We start from the raw sequence: 19,302 nt of genomic DNA on the forward strand, positions 1-19,302 counted from the left end.
CAAAACAAAACATTTGAAGGCGAAGAAAATTGTAATTACTGGAGGCCCCAGTACGGGAAAGACATCGGTCATTGAGCAGCTAGAGAAAGATGGTTTTCATTGTTTGCACGAGGTAATCCGGGATATGACCTTAGAGGAAAAGACCCAAGGACAAGAAATGAAGATGGTCTCTAACCCGATTGTGTCTGTCCCTGATCCGAAGAGTTTTAACCTGAATATCCTGAATGCGCGTATCAACCAATACCATTCCGCATTGAAATCTACCCGGGAAATCGTTTTTTTCGACCGTGGAATCCCGGATGTGCTTGCGTATATGGATTGTTTTGAGCAAACCTACGAATCCGATTTCTCTGAACCTTGCCGCACGTTAAGGTATGACCATATATTTTTAATGCCCCCTTGGAAAGAGATTCATGTAACCGATAATGAACGATTTGAATCGTTTGAGGAATCATTGAAAATACATGATTGTTTGGCCAAGTCCTATGGTAATTTTTCATACGATGTTACGCATGTTCCAAAAGGAAGTGTAAAAGAAAGGGTCCGGTTTATCTTGGATCAAATAAACTCTATCTAATGCATAAAGACCCCAAATCCATTTTGGAGCACTATTGGGGTTATGGATCCTTTAGGGGTTCCCAACAAAAAATCATAGATGCCGTCATCGACAATCGCGATGTACTTGCTCTTTTGCCAACAGGTGGTGGTAAATCTGTCTGTTTCCAGGTTCCCGCATTGGCCAAAGAAGGAATCTGCATTGTTATCTCCCCTTTGATCGCCTTGATACAGAACCAGGTTGAAGTATTGAAAAACAAGGGCATTAAGGCCATTGCGCTAACGGGGGGCATTTCATTTGAGGAAGTGAACAATCTACTCGATAATTGCCTGTACGGGAATTATAAATTCCTGTACCTATCTCCCGAAAGGCTTCAACAGGAATTGGTTCGTGACCGTATTCAGCAAATGAACGTTAACCTCATTGCCATAGACGAGGCCCACTGTATATCGCAATGGGGACATGACTTTAGACCGGCTTATCTTGAATGTGCCTCTTTGAGGGAGCTTATTCCCGATGTACCCATAATCGCGTTGACGGCAACCGCGACCGAAGCCGTTACTACCGATATTGTCGAAAACCTGAGATTGGTAAACCCTCTTATCGTTAAAGATTCTTTCTCGCGAAAAAATATTGGATTTTCCGTACTTTGGGAACAGGACAAAAGGCATCGCCTAAAACAGTTATGTTCAGCGATTGAACATAGCGCCATTGTTTATGTTCGAACACGTAGGGCCGCACAAGATCTTGCGAATTTCCTTCAATTGAACGGGTGCTCCGCTTCCTTTTTTCACGGGGGATTATCCAAGCAGGATAAAAAACAACGTTTGGATCTATGGCTTACGAACAAAGTTAGGACCATGGTGGCCACTAATGCCTTTGGAATGGGGATAGATAAGCCCGATGTGGAATTGGTGGTACATTACCAAATTCCCGATTGTATAGAAAACTACTTTCAGGAAGCAGGTAGGGCCGGTAGAAACGGGGAATCGGCAAAGGCCGTACTGCTTACCAATGCCTTGGATATTGAACAGGTAAAAAACCAGTTTTTAAGTGTTTTACCCGATGTAACATTTCTTAAATTGGTTTATAACAAGCTTAATAATTATTTTCAAATTCCGTACGGAGAAGGACATAATGAAAAATATCAATTGAATTTCAATGCCTTTTGCGAAGCTTATAAACTAAATGCCATAATCACATACAATGCCTTTCGGATACTGGACCAAAATTCGGTCATTGCATTATCAGAATCATTTTCCAAAAAAACGACATTGCGCTTTATTACCACGAAAGAGCAATTATTTGGTTTTCTGGAGCATAACGGAAAATTGGCGCATATTGTACAGACCCTTTTACGAACATATGGGGGTGTTTTTGAGTTCGATACCAAAATTAATACCCATTTGGTGGCAAAAAAGGCGGAAGTGACCGAAAATGAGGTGCTTGAGACGCTAAGAAGATTACACAACTCGGAGATTATCGACTATATTGAGCAGAACAGTGACCTGGACATTACTTTTTTGGTCCCGAGGGAAGATGACATAACCATAAACGCATTCGCCCCTAAGGTAAAGGCCCTAAACTTTATTAAGACGAAGAACATTGAAGCAATTTTAGCTTATATCAATAATAAGAAAGTGTGTCGTAGTAAACAGCTTCTACGATATTTTGGTGAAAATTCGCAAACCGAATGTGGCATATGCGATGTATGTATGGCTAAATTGGCCCTGGATAAGAACCTGACCACTTTTATAAGGGAGGAAATTACGCGTTCGTTAAGAATAGGGAGCAGATCATCGAGGGAATTGATCAAGGACCTACCTTTCGATGAAATTATAATACTCAAGGCCTTACAAGCCATGTTGGAAACTGAAGAAATTAGAATAAACACCAAAAATGAATATGAGCTTACTGAAGAAAGATGATCTACGAATAGTTTTCATGGGAACCCCCGAGTTTGCCGTAACCATTCTTGATACCTTGGTACAGAACGAATTTAATATCGTAGGTGTACTGACGGCTCCTGACAAACAAGCCGGCAGGGGACGAAAAATGCATAAATCGGCCGTTAAAACCTATGCCGAGGAAAAAGGGTTGACCATTTTACAACCAACGAACCTTAAAGATGAATCTTTTACAAAAGAATTGTCTGCCTTAAAGGCCAATTTACAAATCGTTGTAGCCTTTAGGATGTTACCGAAAGTGGTTTGGGAGATGCCTGCTTATGGCACCTTTAATCTACATGCATCCCTTTTACCGAATTACAGGGGAGCAGCCCCGATAAATTGGGCGATTATAAATGGGGAATCGGAAACCGGTGTCACGACCTTTTATATAGATGATAAGATAGATACAGGGGAAATGATCATGCAAGCCAAAATTGATATTGCTGCGGATGATACAGCAGGAACATTGCATGACAAATTAATGCATTTGGGTGCTGAAGTCGTGCATAAAACTGTTTTGGGGATATTAGAAGGTACCATAACCAGAACGCCACAAGACTTCAATAAAAATCTGAAGGGTGCCCCTAAAATACATAAGGATACCTGTAAAATCAATTGGGAGCTACCAATTGTACAGGTTTATGATTTCATTAGGGGGTTGAGTCCGTACCCAGCGGCCTGGACGACTATGGTCAATGACGGAACGGAAATATTCCTTAAAATCTATAAGGCTTCGATGGAAGAAATAAAGCATGAAGATACAATAGGACGTATTCTTTGCACAAAGACCGAAATGAAAGTTGCCGTAAAGGGAGGTTATATACGTCTATTGGAAATTCAATTACCGGGAAAGCGAAAAATGGAAACACGGGATGTCCTAAATGGGTTAAAATTGATGGAAACGGCCACAATGGCGTAAAGCCCCGTTGTCATTGGGCTGCGAGAAACGTCAAAAACTTCCTACTTTATCAACAAACCAGCATAGTTATCAACAAAAACGGCGATTTCCCCCTATTTTACTTGCGTTCACGGTAAATCCGTATAAATTTGTTTAACGTTTAAAATTATTTTAAAACAATTAATTTAATTAAATTATGAACAAAACAGAATTAATCGATGCAATGGCCGCTGACGCTGGCATCACAAAAGCAGCTGCTAAAAAGTCATTGGAATCTTTCTTAGGAAACGTTGAAGGCTCTCTTAAAAAAGGTGACCGTGTATCTTTAGTAGGATTCGGATCTTGGTCAGTATCTAAAAGAAATGCAAGAGAAGGTAGAAACCCATCAACTGGAAAAACTATCAAAATTGCAGCTAAAAATGTTGTTAAGTTTAAAGCAGGTGCTGATTTAGGCAAAGCGGTAAACTAATTTTATACTACCATATTTTAAAAACCTTGGCATCTTGTCAAGGTTTTTTTATTTATACTTATTTGTGGTTTATAAGAATTATCTTATTTTAGAGAATCCAGAAAAGGAAATATGATTGGTATAAAACCAAATAAAGGCAAATTACTTATTGCGGAGCCCTCTCTGACCGGTGATGTTTCTTTTAACAGATCAGTGGTATTATTGGCAGAACATAATGAGGAAGGTTCTGTGGGTTTTATTCTGAACAAACCTTTGGAATACCATATAAATGAATTGGTAACGGAGATTTCCGTGCCACTTAAAGTCTACAATGGCGGGCCTGTTGAACAGGACAATCTTTATTTTATTCACAAGGTTCCGCACCTAATTGATAATAGCATTGAAATATCTGACGGGATATATTGGGGTGGTGATTTTGAGACTACGGTGCAATTGATCAATGAAGAAGTCATTACCGATGAGGATATTCGTTTCTTTTTAGGATATTCAGGATGGTCTTCTTTACAATTGGATGAGGAGCTCACTTCAAAATCATGGATCGTTGTCCCCAATGAATATGAAAGTGCCATTATACAAAAATCCTCCATTGCTTTTTGGAAGGAAAAAATGATGGAATTGGGCGGTAATTACCTAATATGGTCCAATGCCCCTGAAAACCCCAGTTTAAATTAAGGATTGCCTTCCCTACCCTATTTCTAAGATAGTCTAGCTGCCGTGTTCAATTTACCCAATAGGTCTTTGGATACTTTGGTGCCAAATTGTTTTTTCCTGTATTTCGTAATGGGTTGAATCCCGACAATGGCATTCGTTATGAAAAGTTCATCCGCTTTTTGAAGCTCAAATGGGGAAATAGATGTTTCAACCAGATTATAATCATCAAGATTACCGAGTATTCCGATAATCTTTTTACGCACGATACCTTTGAGGCAACCATCGGACAAGGGAGGTGTCTTTACTTCGTTCCCCTTAACCAGGAAAATATTGCCATTGAGGGCTTCTACCACACTTTTTTGGTTATTGAGTAAAAGACAATTGTTCAATCCGTTTTCTTCGGCATAGATACTCCCAACCACATTAAGGACCTTATTATTGGTCTTTAAGGTAGAAAGCATATCGGGATTCACGTAAAAATCCTTGAAAAGATCAACTTCATAAGGTTGGTCTTCAAAACCATAAAATGGATTCTCGAGTTCCTTTACATCGATAATAAAGGAAATATCATTCGATGTCGGGGCATATAAACCACCGTTGTTCCTGAACACCGTTACGCGTGCCCTGGCCGGTTTTTGGCCAAGATCATTACCCTTCAAGGTAGCGATGATCTGTTCTTCCAGAAATTCCATGGTAAAATGCATCGGAATTTCCATTCTTAGAATCCGCATTGAGGACATTAAACGTAAATAGTGCGATTCGAGAAAATAAATCTTCCCGTTTACCACCCTTATACTCTCAAATAGAGAATCACCATAACGCAACGCCCGGTTTTCCTGATTTAGAAAATGCGTGTTTTTTTGTAATAGTTCACCATTGAAATTGATCATAAAAAAAGCCCTGATAGTTTTATCGGGGCCAAAGATACATCTTAATTCCGTGTTGAATCCATTATTTAGATCCCAAAACCTGTTTCAGATCGGTAACTTGATTCTGCCATAACATCTTGGCCTCATCAATTTCATCCTCTTCCGCAAAATCGGTAATAAAAAGGGAAACGTCCTTAGTGATTTCATCTACGATGATCTTCATTTCAAAATAGGACCCGTCTTCATTTTCTTCCCACGCAAATCTCACGAACTCATCGCTCTTACGTTTTAATAATTTAGCTTCCTCTTCTGCCCCGTCCCAAATAAATTTGAACAGTTCGCCGCGAGAATTCACATTATCCGCAAACCACTCGGAAAGCCCGGAAGGGGTAGAAAGATATTGATATAATAATTGTGGTGATGATTGTATTACGAATTCAATTTCATATTTAGTCTTTTCACTCATTCGAATAGGTATTTAGTATGGGCAATATATAGAAAACTAGATGATAAAAAAATAAAACGGTTAGAATATTTTTTTTCAACTTGAATGTTGAAGAACAAAAAATTTAATTTTATATTTGCAGCCGCTTAGAACGACAGGGTTTGAATTCCTTTCTGGTTTTTGATGTAGGTCAAAACAAACAACCAGGAAAATTAAAACAGTAATAGTCGGACTAATTTTTAATGGCGAGGTAGCTCAGCTGGTTAGAGCGTCGGATTCATAACCCGGAGGCCGAGGGTTCAAGTCCCTCTCTCGCTACAAAGGTCAACACCTATAAAATCAACGGTTTGTGTTCGCACAAGCCGTTTTTTTATACCCTCTACACAAATTTGCTCTTGAATAATAATTTTAAGAAACACCATACTTCATTAATATAAGTTTCAGGTATTGCATATAATATTTTAAATATCCAGGATAGTGGTAAATATGTAAGTACTGGTTAAGCCAACACAATAGACTACCTGAATGCTTGGTGTTAAATGGGCGTTACTAAATTATTATTTTCTTTTACAGAATTAAATGTTACACGCAAGCTTATTAAGTCTACCTTCGGTAAAAAACAATGTCGATAGAACAAAGGGTGCAATTAGTGGAAAACCTGTTTCTACAATTGGAGCAAGAAAGCACCAAGTTTCAACAAACATCGGGGATCGGCTGTGTTTCCGGTTGTGGAAAATGTTGTACATATCCCGATGTTGAAGCTTCCCCTCTCGAATTCTTGCCTTGGGCCTTTCATCTATTTTTAAACGGGGAGGCAGAAGAAACACTCCTTTTGTTGAACAATTCAACCGATTTAACATGTATGATCTACAAACCCTTGTCCCTTATTGACCAAGGTCGTTGCAGTAATTATAAATACCGTGGATTGATTTGTAGGTTGTTTGGGTTCGCTGCCAATACTGATAAATATGGGAAATTAAGACTGGCCACTTGTAAGATCATCAAGGAAGGACAGCAAGAGAATTATCACAAAACGGCCGAAGCGATTACAAAAGACTTGAGTATACCCGTCTTTACCGAATATTACATGCAATTGAATCAAATAGATTTCCACTTGGGAAATATCATCTTACCTGTAAATAAGGCCTTAAAAATGGCTTTAGAGGAAGTCTTACAGTATTATGCCTATAGGCCAATGCCCGATATTGGAAAGGAATGTATTTGAAGTATGCCCTTCAAACATAAATTTTTGTCTTAAAGTTTTTTCAATCACTATATGCCATCAAACCCAGGAACAGCTAAATGAATCATTTAAAACACCCCTGACCTTAAATGTCCTCACGTGTTCTTAAATTTGTTTTAAATCAAAAATTCATGAAGTGCGAATAGTTCTTATAAAGTCATTCGATTTTATAAGTATTTCGTTACGAACAATAATGGATTAGCGGTAAATAACCCTACCACTGGGAAAATCGATATTTCATGGAAGTAATATAAGTCTTGAACATGATACAGGAAATCGACAGTTATTATTTAAACAAACAGGAGCCGAACAAAAGCTGTCTTCTTGCTTTACGCCAGCTCATTCTAGATCAAGATGCGCATTTACATGAAACCGTTAAATACGGTATGCCGTGCTTTTGCTACAGAAACAAAATGTTCTGTTATCTATGGATAGATAAAAAAACCGATGAACCTTATATTTTGATGGTAGAAGGGAAACATCTAGCCCATCCTAAACTAGAAGCAGGAAACCGTACTAGAATGAAAATCCTTAGGGTAGACCCGACTACCGATTTACCCATAAAAACCATTATATCTATCTTAAACCAAGCATTGGGATTGTATAAAAATGGTACTGTGAAAATTAAATGATTTTTAAGGCTTCAGTGCGCTACCATTTAACAAATTAGGATTGAAGCATACCTACTGCTTTTACTCCGTCTTTTTCCGAAATTTACGATGCGCAACTTTAAATTTATTGATTCTCACATTGAACCATCTACTTGATCAATTGGCTTGGGGAGTGGCCAAATTGTTTTTTAAAACATCTACTAAAATACAATGGATCATTAAAGCCAACCATATTGGCCACTTCCGATACGTTGTAATTCTTGGTTTTAAGTAGGGTTGCTGATTTTTTTAATCGAATGGTCCTAATGAATTCATTGGGGGACATATCGGTAAGTTGGGTTATTTTACGATATAATTTAGAGGAACTCATTGCCAGTTCCGAGCATAACATGCTCGATGTAAATTCGGGATTTCCGATATTACTTTCAACAATATCCTTTATGTTGGAAATCAATTCAATATCAATTTCGGAATGTGCCAAACTGATTACATCACTCTCCAAATCCCCTGAAAACTTCCTTTTTAAATCAGAATGGATCTTTATGATGTTATCTATACGCGTTTTGAGCAATGCTGGATCAAAAGGTTTTACCAAATAACCATCTACCCCTATCTTATACCCACGTATCCTATTTTCATTTTCTGCCAAAGCGGTTAAAAGAACAACGGCAATATGACTTATATTGTCATCTGATTTTAAGGTTTCAACAAATTCAAAACCATCCATAACGGGCATCATGACATCCGCGACACACAATACCGGTTTTACTTTACTACAGAGCTCCAAGCCTTCTTTCCCGTTTTCAGCCTCGTACACCTTGTAATAATCCGATAAATACTCTGCGATATATTTCCTTAATTCCGGATTATCGTCGATTATCAATATTTTTACTTTGATATTCGTATTCGTTTTAACCTTTTTTACACTATCTGAAGGGCCAAAACCTGTGATAAGCGGTTTCATGGTCTGAACTTTATTCTCTACCTGCTTAACCGGAATTGGATTGAATTTTTCTTCTTTTGTATAAGCCTTATCGTAAATCGGAAGTTTAACGGTAAAGATACTTCCTGAATCAGGTTTGCTTTCCACATTGATCGTTCCTTTATGTATTTCTACCAAGGCCTTGACCAAAGACAATCCAATACCGGTACCTGTTGTATTTTCCTTACTGTTTTTGGCTTGATAGAATCTTGAGAATATTTTCTCCTTACTCTCAACCGGAATACCGATACCATCATCACTGACCTCCAAGATCAAGTTCTTATCATCTCCTTCCGAAACCCCTAAATACAAATCAACATTACCACCAACGTTGGTGAATTTCATCGCATTTGACAACAGGTTGTATAATACTTTACTATACTTATCAACGTCTATCAGGCACTCCTGAGGTACATCTTCTACATTTAAATTAAAACTGATGTTCTTGGACTGTGCCAATTCATGGAAAGAATTGAAAATGTCATTTGTAGTTGTCAATAAATCGGTTTTAGCAACTTTTAGTTTCAGTTCCCCGGTTTCCGCCCTTCTAAAATCCAAGATCTGATTCACCAGTCGCAATAGCCTATTCGCATTTTGATGGATCAAATCGACCCTGCTTTTACTGTACGAATTAATACTTTCTTGCTCCAATAATTGTTTAACAGGCCCTAAAATAAGAGTTAAAGGAGTTCTTAGTTCATGCGATATATTGGTGAAAAAACGAAGTTTTTCATTATTCAGCTTTTCATCTCGCTCTCTTTTTACCTTTTCCAAAAGTAATTCCTGCTTTAATTTTAAGCGCAGTTTCAATTGTCGTCGTAATAGATAAATCAAAATGGACAAAAGGGCCAGGATGATCAATATTCCTTTATAGCTTAACCAAAATGGCCGTTCGATACTAATATTATAGGATACGGCCTCACTCCAATTGCCATCACTGTTACTTGATTTGATCTTAAAATTATAATTTCCCGGAAACAGATTGGTATACTGAACGGTCCTGGAGTTACTAGTGGTCGTTATCCAATTATCATCAAAACCTTCAAGCATGTATTCAAACTTATTACGGCGCTCATTGGTATAGGAAGGTGTCGAGAATTGAAGTGAGAAATTCCTGTTTTTATAACTGAGTGTTAGACTTTTAGTCTCATTGATGTCCTTTTTAAGGGGTATTTCACCATTTATTTCCTTTTCGGGTAGTATAATCTCATTCTCAATTTTTATTTCCGTGATCATGGGACGGGGAGAATTTTGATTTTCGATAATGCCTGAGGGCGAGAAATATATGATACCATTCTTTCCACCCAAATAGATATTGGATTCCCCATAATTAAAAAATCCACGGGAACTGAAAAAATCTAATCTATTCCCACTATTTACATGATAGATATTATAACTATCGGTACTAGGGTTTATCCAAGCTACGCTATTGTTGTTCACGTTCAACCATAAATTCCCATTAGCGTCCAAAAGAAAATCGGTCACCCATTTGCCCGCCAATTCACTGTAATCGTCCAAAGGCATGAAATTATTCTTGTCCACATCAAAATACCCCAGCCCATTTCGGGTTGCCGCCCAAAGTCTTCCGGTGTTATCAAAAATAATATCGCTAACATTATTATGGGGCAAACCTTCTTTCCCATTTAATGGGGATGTATAGGTTATTCTTTCGGTAATACTATACTTTACCACCCCAGCTTCGGTGGCAAACCAAATATTATTAAGGCTGTCGGTAATAATCGCATTTATATCACCGTCATCCAAGATATTGGTTTTATAAGGTAAAATGGTCGAACCATGTATTTTCATCATTTTCGCCCCTTGACCAAAAGACCCCACAACGAGTTTATCGTTCTGTACTTTCTTGATTGCAGAAATGGGCACCGCTTCAAAACCAATATCAACCACTGTCGATTTATTCTTTAAATAATCATATATCAATACCCGACCATTCCACAATCCACAATAAAAAACCTTACCATCATCCGAATATATACTGGCGATATCACTTTGATTATGGTAAAGTGGGACAAACTGCCCATTTTCATTAATGAATAAACCGTTATGTCTGGTCGCCACCACAATATTATTATTGTACGTTTTGGCAAACCCTCTAATTCTAGGGGCTTGACCATCGATGAATTTTGATATATCCTTGTTGAAGTTGAATTGGTTCATATAAGGATCATATTTATCCAAGCCATCCTCGGTGCCGATCCATAAAATACCTGAAGCATCAAAATAAAGGGATGAAACCAGATTATCAACCAACGAGGTTTGATCGGTCAAAATGGAATAATACCGCTTAAAATCACCATTGGGGATATCTTCCAAACGATCACAGACCAAGAGCCCCCCAAGGGTTCCCACCCAGTATTTACCATCGGGCGATTGGGCAACGGAAACAAAATAAGGTCCTAAGGCATCCCTTGTTTCACTGTTCTCGATATAAAGGTTTTCAAATCTATTTTCATCTTTATTCAATTTATACAGCCCCTCTCTAGTACCTATGAAAATATCCTTTTTCCCATCTTCATAAATGAAATTCAAATATGGATTTACCTCAACGGTATTAGGGAAATTCAGGGTGTAGGAAGAAGTTCGTTGTATTTCCCCATTACTTTGGAGTGTTATCTTTGCTACGGAAGCTGTTCCAAAACTACCGATCCAAATATTTCCGGATGAATCTTCAAAGATTTCCTTGATATATTTAAAACCGGGCAGATTTATTTTTTCGAACCTATTTTCCTCCAAATGAAATATATAGAGCCCTTTATCCTTTGTACCCACCCAAACCCGATTGTGCACATCCACAAAAACGGAACGGATTTCATCATCGGGTAAGCTATTGGGGTTCCTTTCTTCATTTAAGAATGTTGTAAATTGATAGGTATCCAGCTTCAAAAGTGTCAATCCCCTACGGGTACCGATCCACAGGTTGTTGGAATCCGCATCCAGTTCCAAGGCGGTGATATCATCGTCATTGATTTTATTTTCCCCTTCCGAATTGCTGACATACGATTTAAACTCATAACCATCAAAACGGTTAAGCCCGGAAAAAGTGCCTATCCATAAAAAACCATGATTGTCCTGAACCAAATGGCGTACGGAATTATGGGACAAACCACTGTTATCATTATAGTGTTCAAATTTGACGCCCTGTGCTTGAGAACATAAAAAGAATAACATCATGGAAAACATGACGAAACGAAATGCCATATAATTTTTTTTAGCGATTAAGGTACTTATTCCAATGGGATGGATGTAGCATCACCCACTTCTTGTTTTTAATGCTTAAACAACAAATTGAAATCAAAATTTAGCGAATACCTTTAGATTCAAATTTCGAATCTATTTTCAATTTTCAATAAAATTAATGATTCTTGATCCTACATACTATTTTTTATCCTTCTTATCAACGTTCTCATCTACAGTTTCCCAATCCCTTATTGATTTCGGAAGTTGAAGTGTTATTCCCCCTCCCTTATGGGTCATGATCGGAAGGTGCACTGAACATTATGAATCGAGGGTAAAGCTTGAATATAATCACAATAAATTCCAGACCTCCTTCCTTGCAAAGGGCACCAATCGTTCAACTTTTTTTATAGTATCCAAATCATCGCCAATGGGGGCACATTCTTCTAAAGACAACCTTTCATGAATCCTAAATTAGCCATTTAAAACTCAGAGAATTCAACATTGGTAACCTTTACCACAATGGCATTGGGCCAAATCTTGTTATTGTATAACCTATGTGCCTTACTTACCGATATTTCCAACCTATCCTTATGTTGGACAAACGTAGTTTTTGGGTCGTTTTCCGGCCAATATTCTACCACTTTATCATTTTGCCCGAGCACAGAAACCTGTGTGTTCTTAGTCGCCTTGATGTTTTTCAGTAAAAAATTCCTCCTGAAACCTTTAAACCAATGTTGTTGGTTGGTAATGAACACATAAGCCGTGTTTTCATTTTTAGCCTTGGTAAACCATATATCGCCGTCTTTAATGAGTCCTGGAACAGTTCTTACGTTTTTAACCCCCTCTTGGTTCACAAACATCCATAGTGCAATTTCACGCAAACGCTCCTCTTGCTCAATGGGTATGGCGCCATCTGGTTTGGGACCCACATTCATTAAAAAATTACCGCCTTTCGCCCTAATTTCGATAAGTTTGTTAATAAGTTCCTTTCCACTTTTATAAACTTCATTGGTTGGTTTGTAGGCCCATTGGGTACCCATGGTCATACAGGTTTCCCAAGGTCCGGGAATGGCGGTGTCAGGTATTTTCTGTTCTGGGGTATTTATTTCCCCTCGCGTCACCATAATGTTTGGGTCTTTCTTATGTACGAACTGAACGATATCTGCTTTTTTAAAGGAATCAAAAAACATGATATCCGGACTGTAGTTTTCAATCAACTCCGCTATTTGTTTCTTATCATAGGCCAATAATTCCGGGTTTTTGTCAACACCGCTCATTTCCCCTTTTCGAGATATAAGATGTCCTTGTTTGTTAATAAAACTAAAATCCTCAGGGGAAAAATACAACCCGACTTTTAGGCCGTATTTTCTTAAAGATTTGACCAACATACCCGTAATATCCTTTCCGTAAGGGGTATTCATGATATTGAAATCGGTGGTTTCGGTATCCCACATACAAAACCCGTTATGGTGTTTGGTGGTAAATACGACATATTCGGCTCCCGTTAATTTAAACAATCTTGCCCATTCATCGGGGTCGAATTTATCAGGATAAAATGTTTTTGGGAGCTCGTTCATATAACGTTGCACATAATCCTCAGAAGCCCCAACCATGGAATGACTGATAACGCTTCCCAGTTGTGAGTCCATGCTCCAATGAATGAATATCCCGAAGCCCATATCCATAAAGTCCTCCACGATGGCAGGCTTATTCCTGAGTTGTGCAAAAGTTGAAAAACTTATGGCAAAAAAAAGTATAACTGTAAATTTTCGATTTGAATTCATTCTTCAGTATTTTTTAATTGAAACAAATTGGTTTAAAACGGTTAGGTCAATCCTGTTTATCAATAAACTCTACATGGGTTAATTTCACTACTATGGCGTTGTGCCAAATTTTGTTGTTATACACCCTTTGGGCCCTGGTTATTGAGATTTCAACGTTGTGGTCTTGTTGCTTAAAACGGGATTCCGGTAAGTTGTTGGGCGAATATTCCACGATCAAATCATTCTGCCCCAAAATGGAAATTTCGGTATCCTTTGTCGTTTTCAAGTTATGGATATAAAACAACCTTCTTTTTCCTTTAAACCATTCAGGTTGATTCGTAATAAAGGCATAGGCCGTATTTTCATCTTTGGCTTTTGTAAACCATATATCCCCATCTTTAATTTGGGTGGGTACTGTCCTTACTTTTTTGACCCCTTCATTATTTACAAACATCCAAAGTGCAATTTCCCTTAATCGCTCTTCTTCTTCTATGGGTATCTCCCCGTTTGGTTTTGGTCCTACGTTCATTAAAAAATTACCCCCTTTCGCCCTTATTTCAATGAGTTTATTTACTAGTTCCTCCCCACTTTTATATACTTCGTTGGTTGGTTTGTAGGCCCATTGCGTACCCATGGTCATACAGGTTTCCCATGGGCCAGGTTGCGCACCACCGGGTATTTTTTGTTCGGGCGTACTCATTTCCCCTCGGGTTACCACAATATTCGGGTCTAACGAATGTACATATTGGGCCATGGGGTGCGTGCTGAAAGCATCAAAAAACATGACATCAATAGGGGCGTATTTAGTGACCAATTCCTTTACTTGCCTTTTATCATATTCGAAAAGCGCTTTGTTCTTGGTGATTTGGGTCATTTCCCCTTTTCTGGAAATGACATGCCCCTGTTTATGGAGAAAACTAAAATCTTCCGGAGAAAAATAGAATCCGACCTTTAAACCGTATTTACGCAAAGACTTCACCAACATGCCGGTAATGTCCTTACCGTAGGGTGTATTCATGATATTGAAATCGGTGGTTTCGGTATCCCACATACAAAAACCGTTATGGTGTTTGGTGGTAAACACCACATATTCCGCACCCGTTAATTTGAAGAGTCTTGCCCATTCATCGGGGTCGAAATCTTTTGGATAGAATGTCTTGGGAAGCTCTTCCATATAACGTTGCACATAATCTTCCGAAGCCCCGACCAGGGAATGGCTAATTACGCTACCCAATTGGGAATCCAAACTCCAATGGATGAATATCCCGAAGCCCATATCCATGAATTGCCCATTAAGCTCGGGTTTATTCTTTAGCTGACTAAAAACAAACGTGCTTATAAAACACAGTAACGTGGCTGTAAGGTATCTTTTGTACGCGATCATGGCTTTATCATTAAATTAAATTTTAAGAACGGTATGGCACAAACAGGTCCGATATTGTCCACTTTTCCTATTTATCCAAATCCATTATGGATTACATTTATATGTCAGGATTGAATTCCTTTTTCCCTCTGTCATAATTTCAATATTCACAAATCCCCTTCAATCAATGACCAGGAATCAAAATCCCGATCGAGCTTATTACCATCTTCCGATATCATTACCCATTGGTCTTTTAGGGCGAAAACATCGTACGTCAACAATGGGCCGTCTGGAAATTGGAATTGTCCCTTCAATACTTCAGGGTCAGGGTTTTCTTTTAAGACTTTTTCGAAAATCGCCGAAGACCCAACACCTTCGAATAATGCCATTAACCCAAAACGGGGCGTGGAATAAACAACGATGGTTACATTTTTGGGACCTGAATAGACGGCCCAACTTCCTTTTTTGATTATGACATCCACATTCTTGGGAATGAATACCGGACCCGCGGCACAGGAAAAGTTCTTATATACCCCCGTGTTGTTCCAATCCATAAAATCATCCCCTGGTCCGGCAAGGTGGAATATTTCCGACAGCTGATCTTCCCGATCGTTGAGGAACAAACAAATAGGTCTGGTCACAATCAACGATCGTTCACCCCTGTTCACCCCTCCTGCACTTAGTAGAAAATTCTTCCCGGTACTGCTAATTTCAGGTGAAGCTTCGGGACCATGACCCTGACGGATAAAATACCCGTCTTTTTTATCGAAAAGCATGGAAACGAACTTATCTGCCGGGCGATAGGGCATACATGCCCCCATAAGAGCGTGTATTGCAGCCTTGCCAAGGTTTTTGTCGTAATTTTCCATATCCGAATAACTGAGCCAAGCTTTTATAAACGCCGCGTGGTAATCGGTAGTGAGTTCCTGAATGCCCGCTTTTTCATATCGCCTTCGCATTGGAGGGAAATGTTTTAAATTAAGGCTATTCAAGGCATAACCCCAATTAATGTAATCGAGTACCTCCCTAGCCGTTTTCCTTACTATTTCCGAAGCAAAAGCTTCTAGGTTCAGTAAAGCAGTAATGGTATATCCCAGATACGGAATGGAGTTGAATTCATACAGTCCGTTGGTTTTCATTTCATCCAAAAACAATAAAAGTTTTTCTTCCATGCCATTTTGGATATTGTTATAATAGCTATCTGTATTTCCATGTAATCTAATCCATCGATTTTTTAGATATCTGGATCCTTCAGTCATCAATATATGGTTTTCGGTTTCCTTTACCTGACCCAAGGTTTTGGGTACCGTATAGCTAAACGTATTGCCCTCTTCCGACAATAACACATTTAAAAGATGATTTTTGGTTTCCGGATATACCAAATCGGGGCGTTCTCCAAATTTCCAAAGAATAGTGGTAAGGATGGTTAGGGGAAAATCATAATCCCCCTTTGGGTTCAGTGGCCAAGACGAACCACAATTGCCCCAAACGGTCATCTTTTGTATGGTTTCATTGACTTCCGAAATATGTTGCCCCAGCATCAATCTGGCTAAAAGAATGCGAGTGGTATTCCCTTTTTTCAATAACATCGCATCGGTAATTGGCATTTTTGCGATGATTTTATAAATACTATCGGCAAAAATCGACTCATTTTTCCATTCCAAAGTCCTTTCATGGGGAACAGTGACATTGCCTTGCTTAATCCCTACATCACGGTAATTTATTGCACCAAAAACCTGTGACTGAAGCTGCTTGTTATTGAATAACATCAATAACGCCAATACCCCGATCGTGACCAATAAAATGTATTTCACCTTCTTTTGAACCATCTTAGGTTTATCTTGGCATTCGAAATTTCCGATCAATTAAAATAGCCGATGGCTTCATAGGAACCCTAAATACCCGGTATTGAAAACATAGTACCAACTTTTTAGTAGTATAAACAATCTAATAGTCGTTTATTTTAAAGTTTATTCATTGACTTTATCTGTCATTTTCAGAACCAAGTTTCCTCCTTTTATAATATCGCTATGACGGATTACATACCCATTGACCGGTTGCCCATTCAGAACTGCTGATGCCACAAATACATTTTCCTTGCTATTATTGACCGTTTCAATGGTAAATGTGGCATTTGAATAATAATCGGGGTTCAATTTAATACTGATCTTATCAAAAATGGGGCTTCCTATTTGATATTCGGGATCCTGATCGGTACCACCATTCATTTGGAACAAGCCTATTTTCATTAAAACCGCCAAACTCCCCATTAATCCCTGGTCTTCATCCCCATTATAGCCTGTTGCTGGCGACAAACCGCTAAAGGCTTTTGCAACCACCTTACGTGACCATTGTTGGGTAAGGTCGTACCTTCCCAATTTATGGAAAACAAAAGCGGTTTGAATGGAAGGTTGGTTACCATAGTTTATAGGAATACGTCGGTATTCAGGATGTAGCTCTTGGGCATGTGAATTACCGGAAGTAAAGTTAAGTTCCTCTGCCTTCATGAATTGATTTTGCAGTTTTTCAACGGCTTTATCGTTACCCCCCATCAATGCCGCCAACCCCTCTAAATCGTGGGGAACAAACCAAGTGGATTGTGCTCCATTCGATTCTATAAAACCTATTTGCACTTGGTAAGGGTCAAATTCCTTTCGCCACTGCCCGCTTATATCTTTTGGACGCATCCATCCCGATTCCGTATCAAAAACGTTTTTATAGTTTTTTGATCGTTGAATGAAATACCCATAGTCTTCTTGATGATTTAGCTTTTTTGCCAATTGGGCCAAGGTCCAATCTTGATAGGCATACTCCATGGTTAAACTGGATCCTTCTTGGTGACCACCGAAATCGCCCTCCGGAATGGGATAAGGTACAAATCCCTTTTCGTAATAATACTTGAATCCCCCGCCTAATTTTGTAAGGTGCTCATAACCCGACTTTTCCATAATACCTCCGGGCATATGGTTTTTCTTTAAGGCTTGGTAAACACCCTCCAAATCTTCATCGATAATTCCCTTTTGGATAGCCGTAACCATAAATGGTGTGGATGAAGCACCTGTCATTACATAGGTATAATTACCTCCCGAGGGGCCACGGGGAACCATTCCCCCGTCTTTGTAGTACTGCATTAACGAATGGGCAAAATCCTCCATAATTTCGGGATAAACCAAGCCCCAAAGGGTATTGAGGGTCCATTGTGCACCCCAAAACGAATCGGAATTATAATGGTTGAATTTTGGCGCACCAGTTTCATCAAGTGGTAATTGCCCTATTCTGAACGTTTCACCCGTATTATCCGGATAAGTCCCACTAACATCGCTAATGATACGACGACCTTGAAGAGCATGCCATAAATCGGTATAAAAACGTGATTGCTCTTCATCAGAACCCCCTTCAACCTCTATCCTACCCAATAACCCATTCCATTCGGCTTTGGATTCCGAAACAATGGTGTCAAAATCCCAGTTCGGCAATTCTACCTCAATATTGTTATCGGCATTTTCAACCGATGTATACGAAATTCCGATTTTCATTAAAACCTTTTTCTCCACACCTTTTAAATTGACCAGGTAATTTCCTGTATCCGAATCTTGTTGGATCGAAGTGATATCGGTATTCAATTCAACTTTAAAATATACGGTAAGTGGCTTGGGCCTCCTACGTGTAGGATCCATGACCACACTGCCGGAAAGTTCATTGTTCTTATTCTGCCATAAATTACCCCCGGAATTTTTACAGGGGCCCAATAAGGTGTTCAAATTAAACAATATTGCAGCTTGTTTTTGCCCTGGAAAGGTATATTGATGGAACCCTACGCGTTTGGTGCCCGTTAATTCTACCCCAATATCGAAACGATCCAAATCTACCGAATGGTACCCTGGATCTATTTGTTCCGTTTCATGGTTGAATTTTGAATAAAAATCTGTGTAAATTGTCTTCCTATCCCCTTCCGAAACCGTTACCGGCATGACCGATACACCGGACATCTGCCATGCATGAATGTGACTAAACCCTTTAATGGTATCGGTTTTATACCTATAACCACTGCCCCAGGCACCTCCAATTTGAGTATCTGGACTTAGATTCACCATTCCGAATGGCCGGCTGGCAGAAGAGAAGAAAAACCATCTGGAATTTTCAGTATCCAATTGTGGGTAAACTTTTGACGTATAATCTTTTGGAGGTACCTTATCCTTCAATTCTGATTTCTCCACCTTATCTTCACAAGAAGAAAAGAAGAGCAATAAAGATAAAATTCCTATATATATGCTTTTAAGGCTTTGGGTCAGCTTCATGGTGTTC

14 protein-coding genes and 1 tRNA gene are annotated in these 19,302 nt (G+C 38.9%); 8 read left to right on the top strand and 7 right to left on the bottom strand.

The features are described from left to right. Positions 1 to 13 precede the first annotated feature (13 nt). The 5 genes from R3X28_RS08785 to R3X28_RS08805 all read left to right on the top strand — a co-directional run bounded on the left by R3X28_RS08785 (position 14) and on the right by R3X28_RS08805 (position 4,544). Positions 14 to 577: an AAA family ATPase gene (locus R3X28_RS08785; protein WP_154367251.1), complete on the top strand. Its 564-nt coding sequence runs from the start codon at positions 14 to 16 to the stop codon at positions 575 to 577. After that, positions 577 to 2,484, top strand: coding sequence for a RecQ family ATP-dependent DNA helicase (locus R3X28_RS08790; RefSeq protein WP_317663991.1), 1,908 nt, complete (start codon positions 577 to 579; stop codon positions 2,482 to 2,484). The genes R3X28_RS08785 and R3X28_RS08790 overlap by 1 nt, the downstream gene beginning before the upstream one ends. Then, positions 2,456 to 3,424, top strand: coding sequence for a methionyl-tRNA formyltransferase (gene fmt, locus R3X28_RS08795; protein WP_317663992.1), 969 nt, complete (start codon positions 2,456 to 2,458; stop codon positions 3,422 to 3,424). The genes R3X28_RS08790 and fmt overlap by 29 nt, the downstream gene beginning before the upstream one ends. Before the next feature lie 175 nt (positions 3,425 to 3,599). After that, positions 3,600 to 3,872: an HU family DNA-binding protein gene (locus R3X28_RS08800; RefSeq protein WP_109655149.1), complete on the top strand. Its 273-nt coding sequence runs from the start codon at positions 3,600 to 3,602 to the stop codon at positions 3,870 to 3,872. A 111-nt stretch (positions 3,873 to 3,983) separates the two neighbouring features. After that, a complete protein-coding gene (locus R3X28_RS08805) occupies positions 3,984 to 4,544 on the top strand; it encodes a YqgE/AlgH family protein (protein WP_154367245.1) in 561 nt (186 codons plus the stop codon). A gap of 23 nt (positions 4,545 to 4,567) precedes the next feature. On the opposite strand, the gene R3X28_RS08810 is transcribed toward R3X28_RS08805, so the two are convergent. Continuing rightward, positions 4,568 to 5,413, bottom strand: coding sequence for an aminotransferase class IV (locus R3X28_RS08810; protein ID WP_282054745.1), 846 nt, complete (start codon positions 5,411 to 5,413; stop codon positions 4,568 to 4,570). Positions 5,414 to 5,474: 61 nt separating this feature from the next. After that, on the bottom strand, positions 5,475 to 5,858 hold the full coding sequence (locus tag R3X28_RS08815) for an START-like domain-containing protein (RefSeq protein ID WP_154367241.1): 384 nt from the start codon (positions 5,856 to 5,858) through the stop codon (positions 5,475 to 5,477). 223 nt (positions 5,859 to 6,081) lie between these two features. On the opposite strand from R3X28_RS08815, the gene R3X28_RS08820 reads away from it, so the two are divergent. The 3 genes from R3X28_RS08820 (at position 6,082) to R3X28_RS08830 (ending at position 7,712) form a co-directional block, all read left to right on the top strand. Next, a tRNA-Met gene (locus R3X28_RS08820) sits at positions 6,082 to 6,155 on the top strand. A 304-nt stretch (positions 6,156 to 6,459) separates the two neighbouring features. Beyond that, complete coding sequence (locus R3X28_RS08825; RefSeq protein ID WP_317663993.1) at positions 6,460 to 7,062, top strand: YkgJ family cysteine cluster protein; 603 nt, start codon at positions 6,460 to 6,462, stop codon at positions 7,060 to 7,062. Positions 7,063 to 7,343: 281 nt separating this feature from the next. Then, a complete protein-coding gene (locus R3X28_RS08830; RefSeq protein ID WP_317663994.1) occupies positions 7,344 to 7,712 on the top strand; it encodes a DUF1801 domain-containing protein in 369 nt (122 codons plus the stop codon). Positions 7,713 to 7,839: 127 nt separating this feature from the next. Here the strand turns inward: R3X28_RS08830 and R3X28_RS08835 are convergent, their stop codons facing one another. From R3X28_RS08835 to R3X28_RS08855, 5 genes are all read right to left on the bottom strand, one after another. After that, on the bottom strand, positions 7,840 to 11,892 hold the full coding sequence (locus tag R3X28_RS08835; protein WP_317663995.1) for a two-component regulator propeller domain-containing protein: 4,053 nt from the start codon (positions 11,890 to 11,892) through the stop codon (positions 7,840 to 7,842). A gap of 458 nt (positions 11,893 to 12,350) precedes the next feature. After that, positions 12,351 to 13,655 carry an alpha-L-fucosidase gene (locus R3X28_RS08840; protein ID WP_317663996.1) on the bottom strand — a complete coding sequence of 435 codons (1,305 nt, stop codon included), beginning with the start codon at positions 13,653 to 13,655 and terminating at the stop codon, positions 12,351 to 12,353. Positions 13,656 to 13,701: 46 nt separating this feature from the next. After that, positions 13,702 to 15,018: an alpha-L-fucosidase gene (locus tag R3X28_RS08845; RefSeq protein WP_317663997.1), complete on the bottom strand. Its 1,317-nt coding sequence runs from the start codon at positions 15,016 to 15,018 to the stop codon at positions 13,702 to 13,704. 146 nt (positions 15,019 to 15,164) lie between these two features. Then, complete coding sequence (locus R3X28_RS08850; RefSeq protein ID WP_317663998.1) at positions 15,165 to 16,826, bottom strand: hypothetical protein; 1,662 nt, start codon at positions 16,824 to 16,826, stop codon at positions 15,165 to 15,167. A gap of 141 nt (positions 16,827 to 16,967) precedes the next feature. Next, a complete protein-coding gene (locus tag R3X28_RS08855; RefSeq protein WP_317663999.1) occupies positions 16,968 to 19,295 on the bottom strand; it encodes a GH92 family glycosyl hydrolase in 2,328 nt (775 codons plus the stop codon). Positions 19,296 to 19,302: the final 7 nt, after the last annotated feature.

Source organism: Maribacter sp. TH_r10 (assembly GCF_033101095.1).
Lineage (GTDB): Bacteria > Bacteroidota > Bacteroidia > Flavobacteriales > Flavobacteriaceae > Maribacter_A > Maribacter_A luteus.

Excerpts from the sequence above, each read along its gene's own strand:
- R3X28_RS08790 (WP_317663991.1), top strand. The coding sequence starts at position 577 with ATGCATAAAGACCCCAAATCCATTTTGGAGCACTATTGGGGTTATGGA.
- fmt (WP_317663992.1), top strand. The coding sequence starts at position 2,456 with ATGAATATGAGCTTACTGAAGAAAGATGATCTACGAATAGTTTTCATG.
- R3X28_RS08800 (WP_109655149.1), top strand. The coding sequence starts at position 3,600 with ATGAACAAAACAGAATTAATCGATGCAATGGCCGCTGACGCTGGCATC.
- R3X28_RS08805 (WP_154367245.1), top strand. The coding sequence starts at position 3,984 with ATGATTGGTATAAAACCAAATAAAGGCAAATTACTTATTGCGGAGCCC.
- R3X28_RS08810 (WP_282054745.1), bottom strand. The coding sequence starts at position 5,413 with ATGATCAATTTCAATGGTGAACTATTACAAAAAAACACGCATTTTCTA.
- R3X28_RS08815 (WP_154367241.1), bottom strand. The coding sequence starts at position 5,858 with ATGAGTGAAAAGACTAAATATGAAATTGAATTCGTAATACAATCATCA.
- R3X28_RS08825 (WP_317663993.1), top strand. The coding sequence starts at position 6,460 with ATGTCGATAGAACAAAGGGTGCAATTAGTGGAAAACCTGTTTCTACAA.
- R3X28_RS08830 (WP_317663994.1), top strand. The coding sequence starts at position 7,344 with ATGATACAGGAAATCGACAGTTATTATTTAAACAAACAGGAGCCGAAC.
- R3X28_RS08835 (WP_317663995.1), bottom strand. The coding sequence starts at position 11,892 with ATGGCATTTCGTTTCGTCATGTTTTCCATGATGTTATTCTTTTTATGT.
- R3X28_RS08840 (WP_317663996.1), bottom strand. The coding sequence starts at position 13,655 with ATGAATTCAAATCGAAAATTTACAGTTATACTTTTTTTTGCCATAAGT.
- R3X28_RS08845 (WP_317663997.1), bottom strand. The coding sequence starts at position 15,018 with ATGATCGCGTACAAAAGATACCTTACAGCCACGTTACTGTGTTTTATA.
- R3X28_RS08850 (WP_317663998.1), bottom strand. The coding sequence starts at position 16,826 with ATGGTTCAAAAGAAGGTGAAATACATTTTATTGGTCACGATCGGGGTA.
- R3X28_RS08855 (WP_317663999.1), bottom strand. The coding sequence starts at position 19,295 with ATGAAGCTGACCCAAAGCCTTAAAAGCATATATATAGGAATTTTATCT.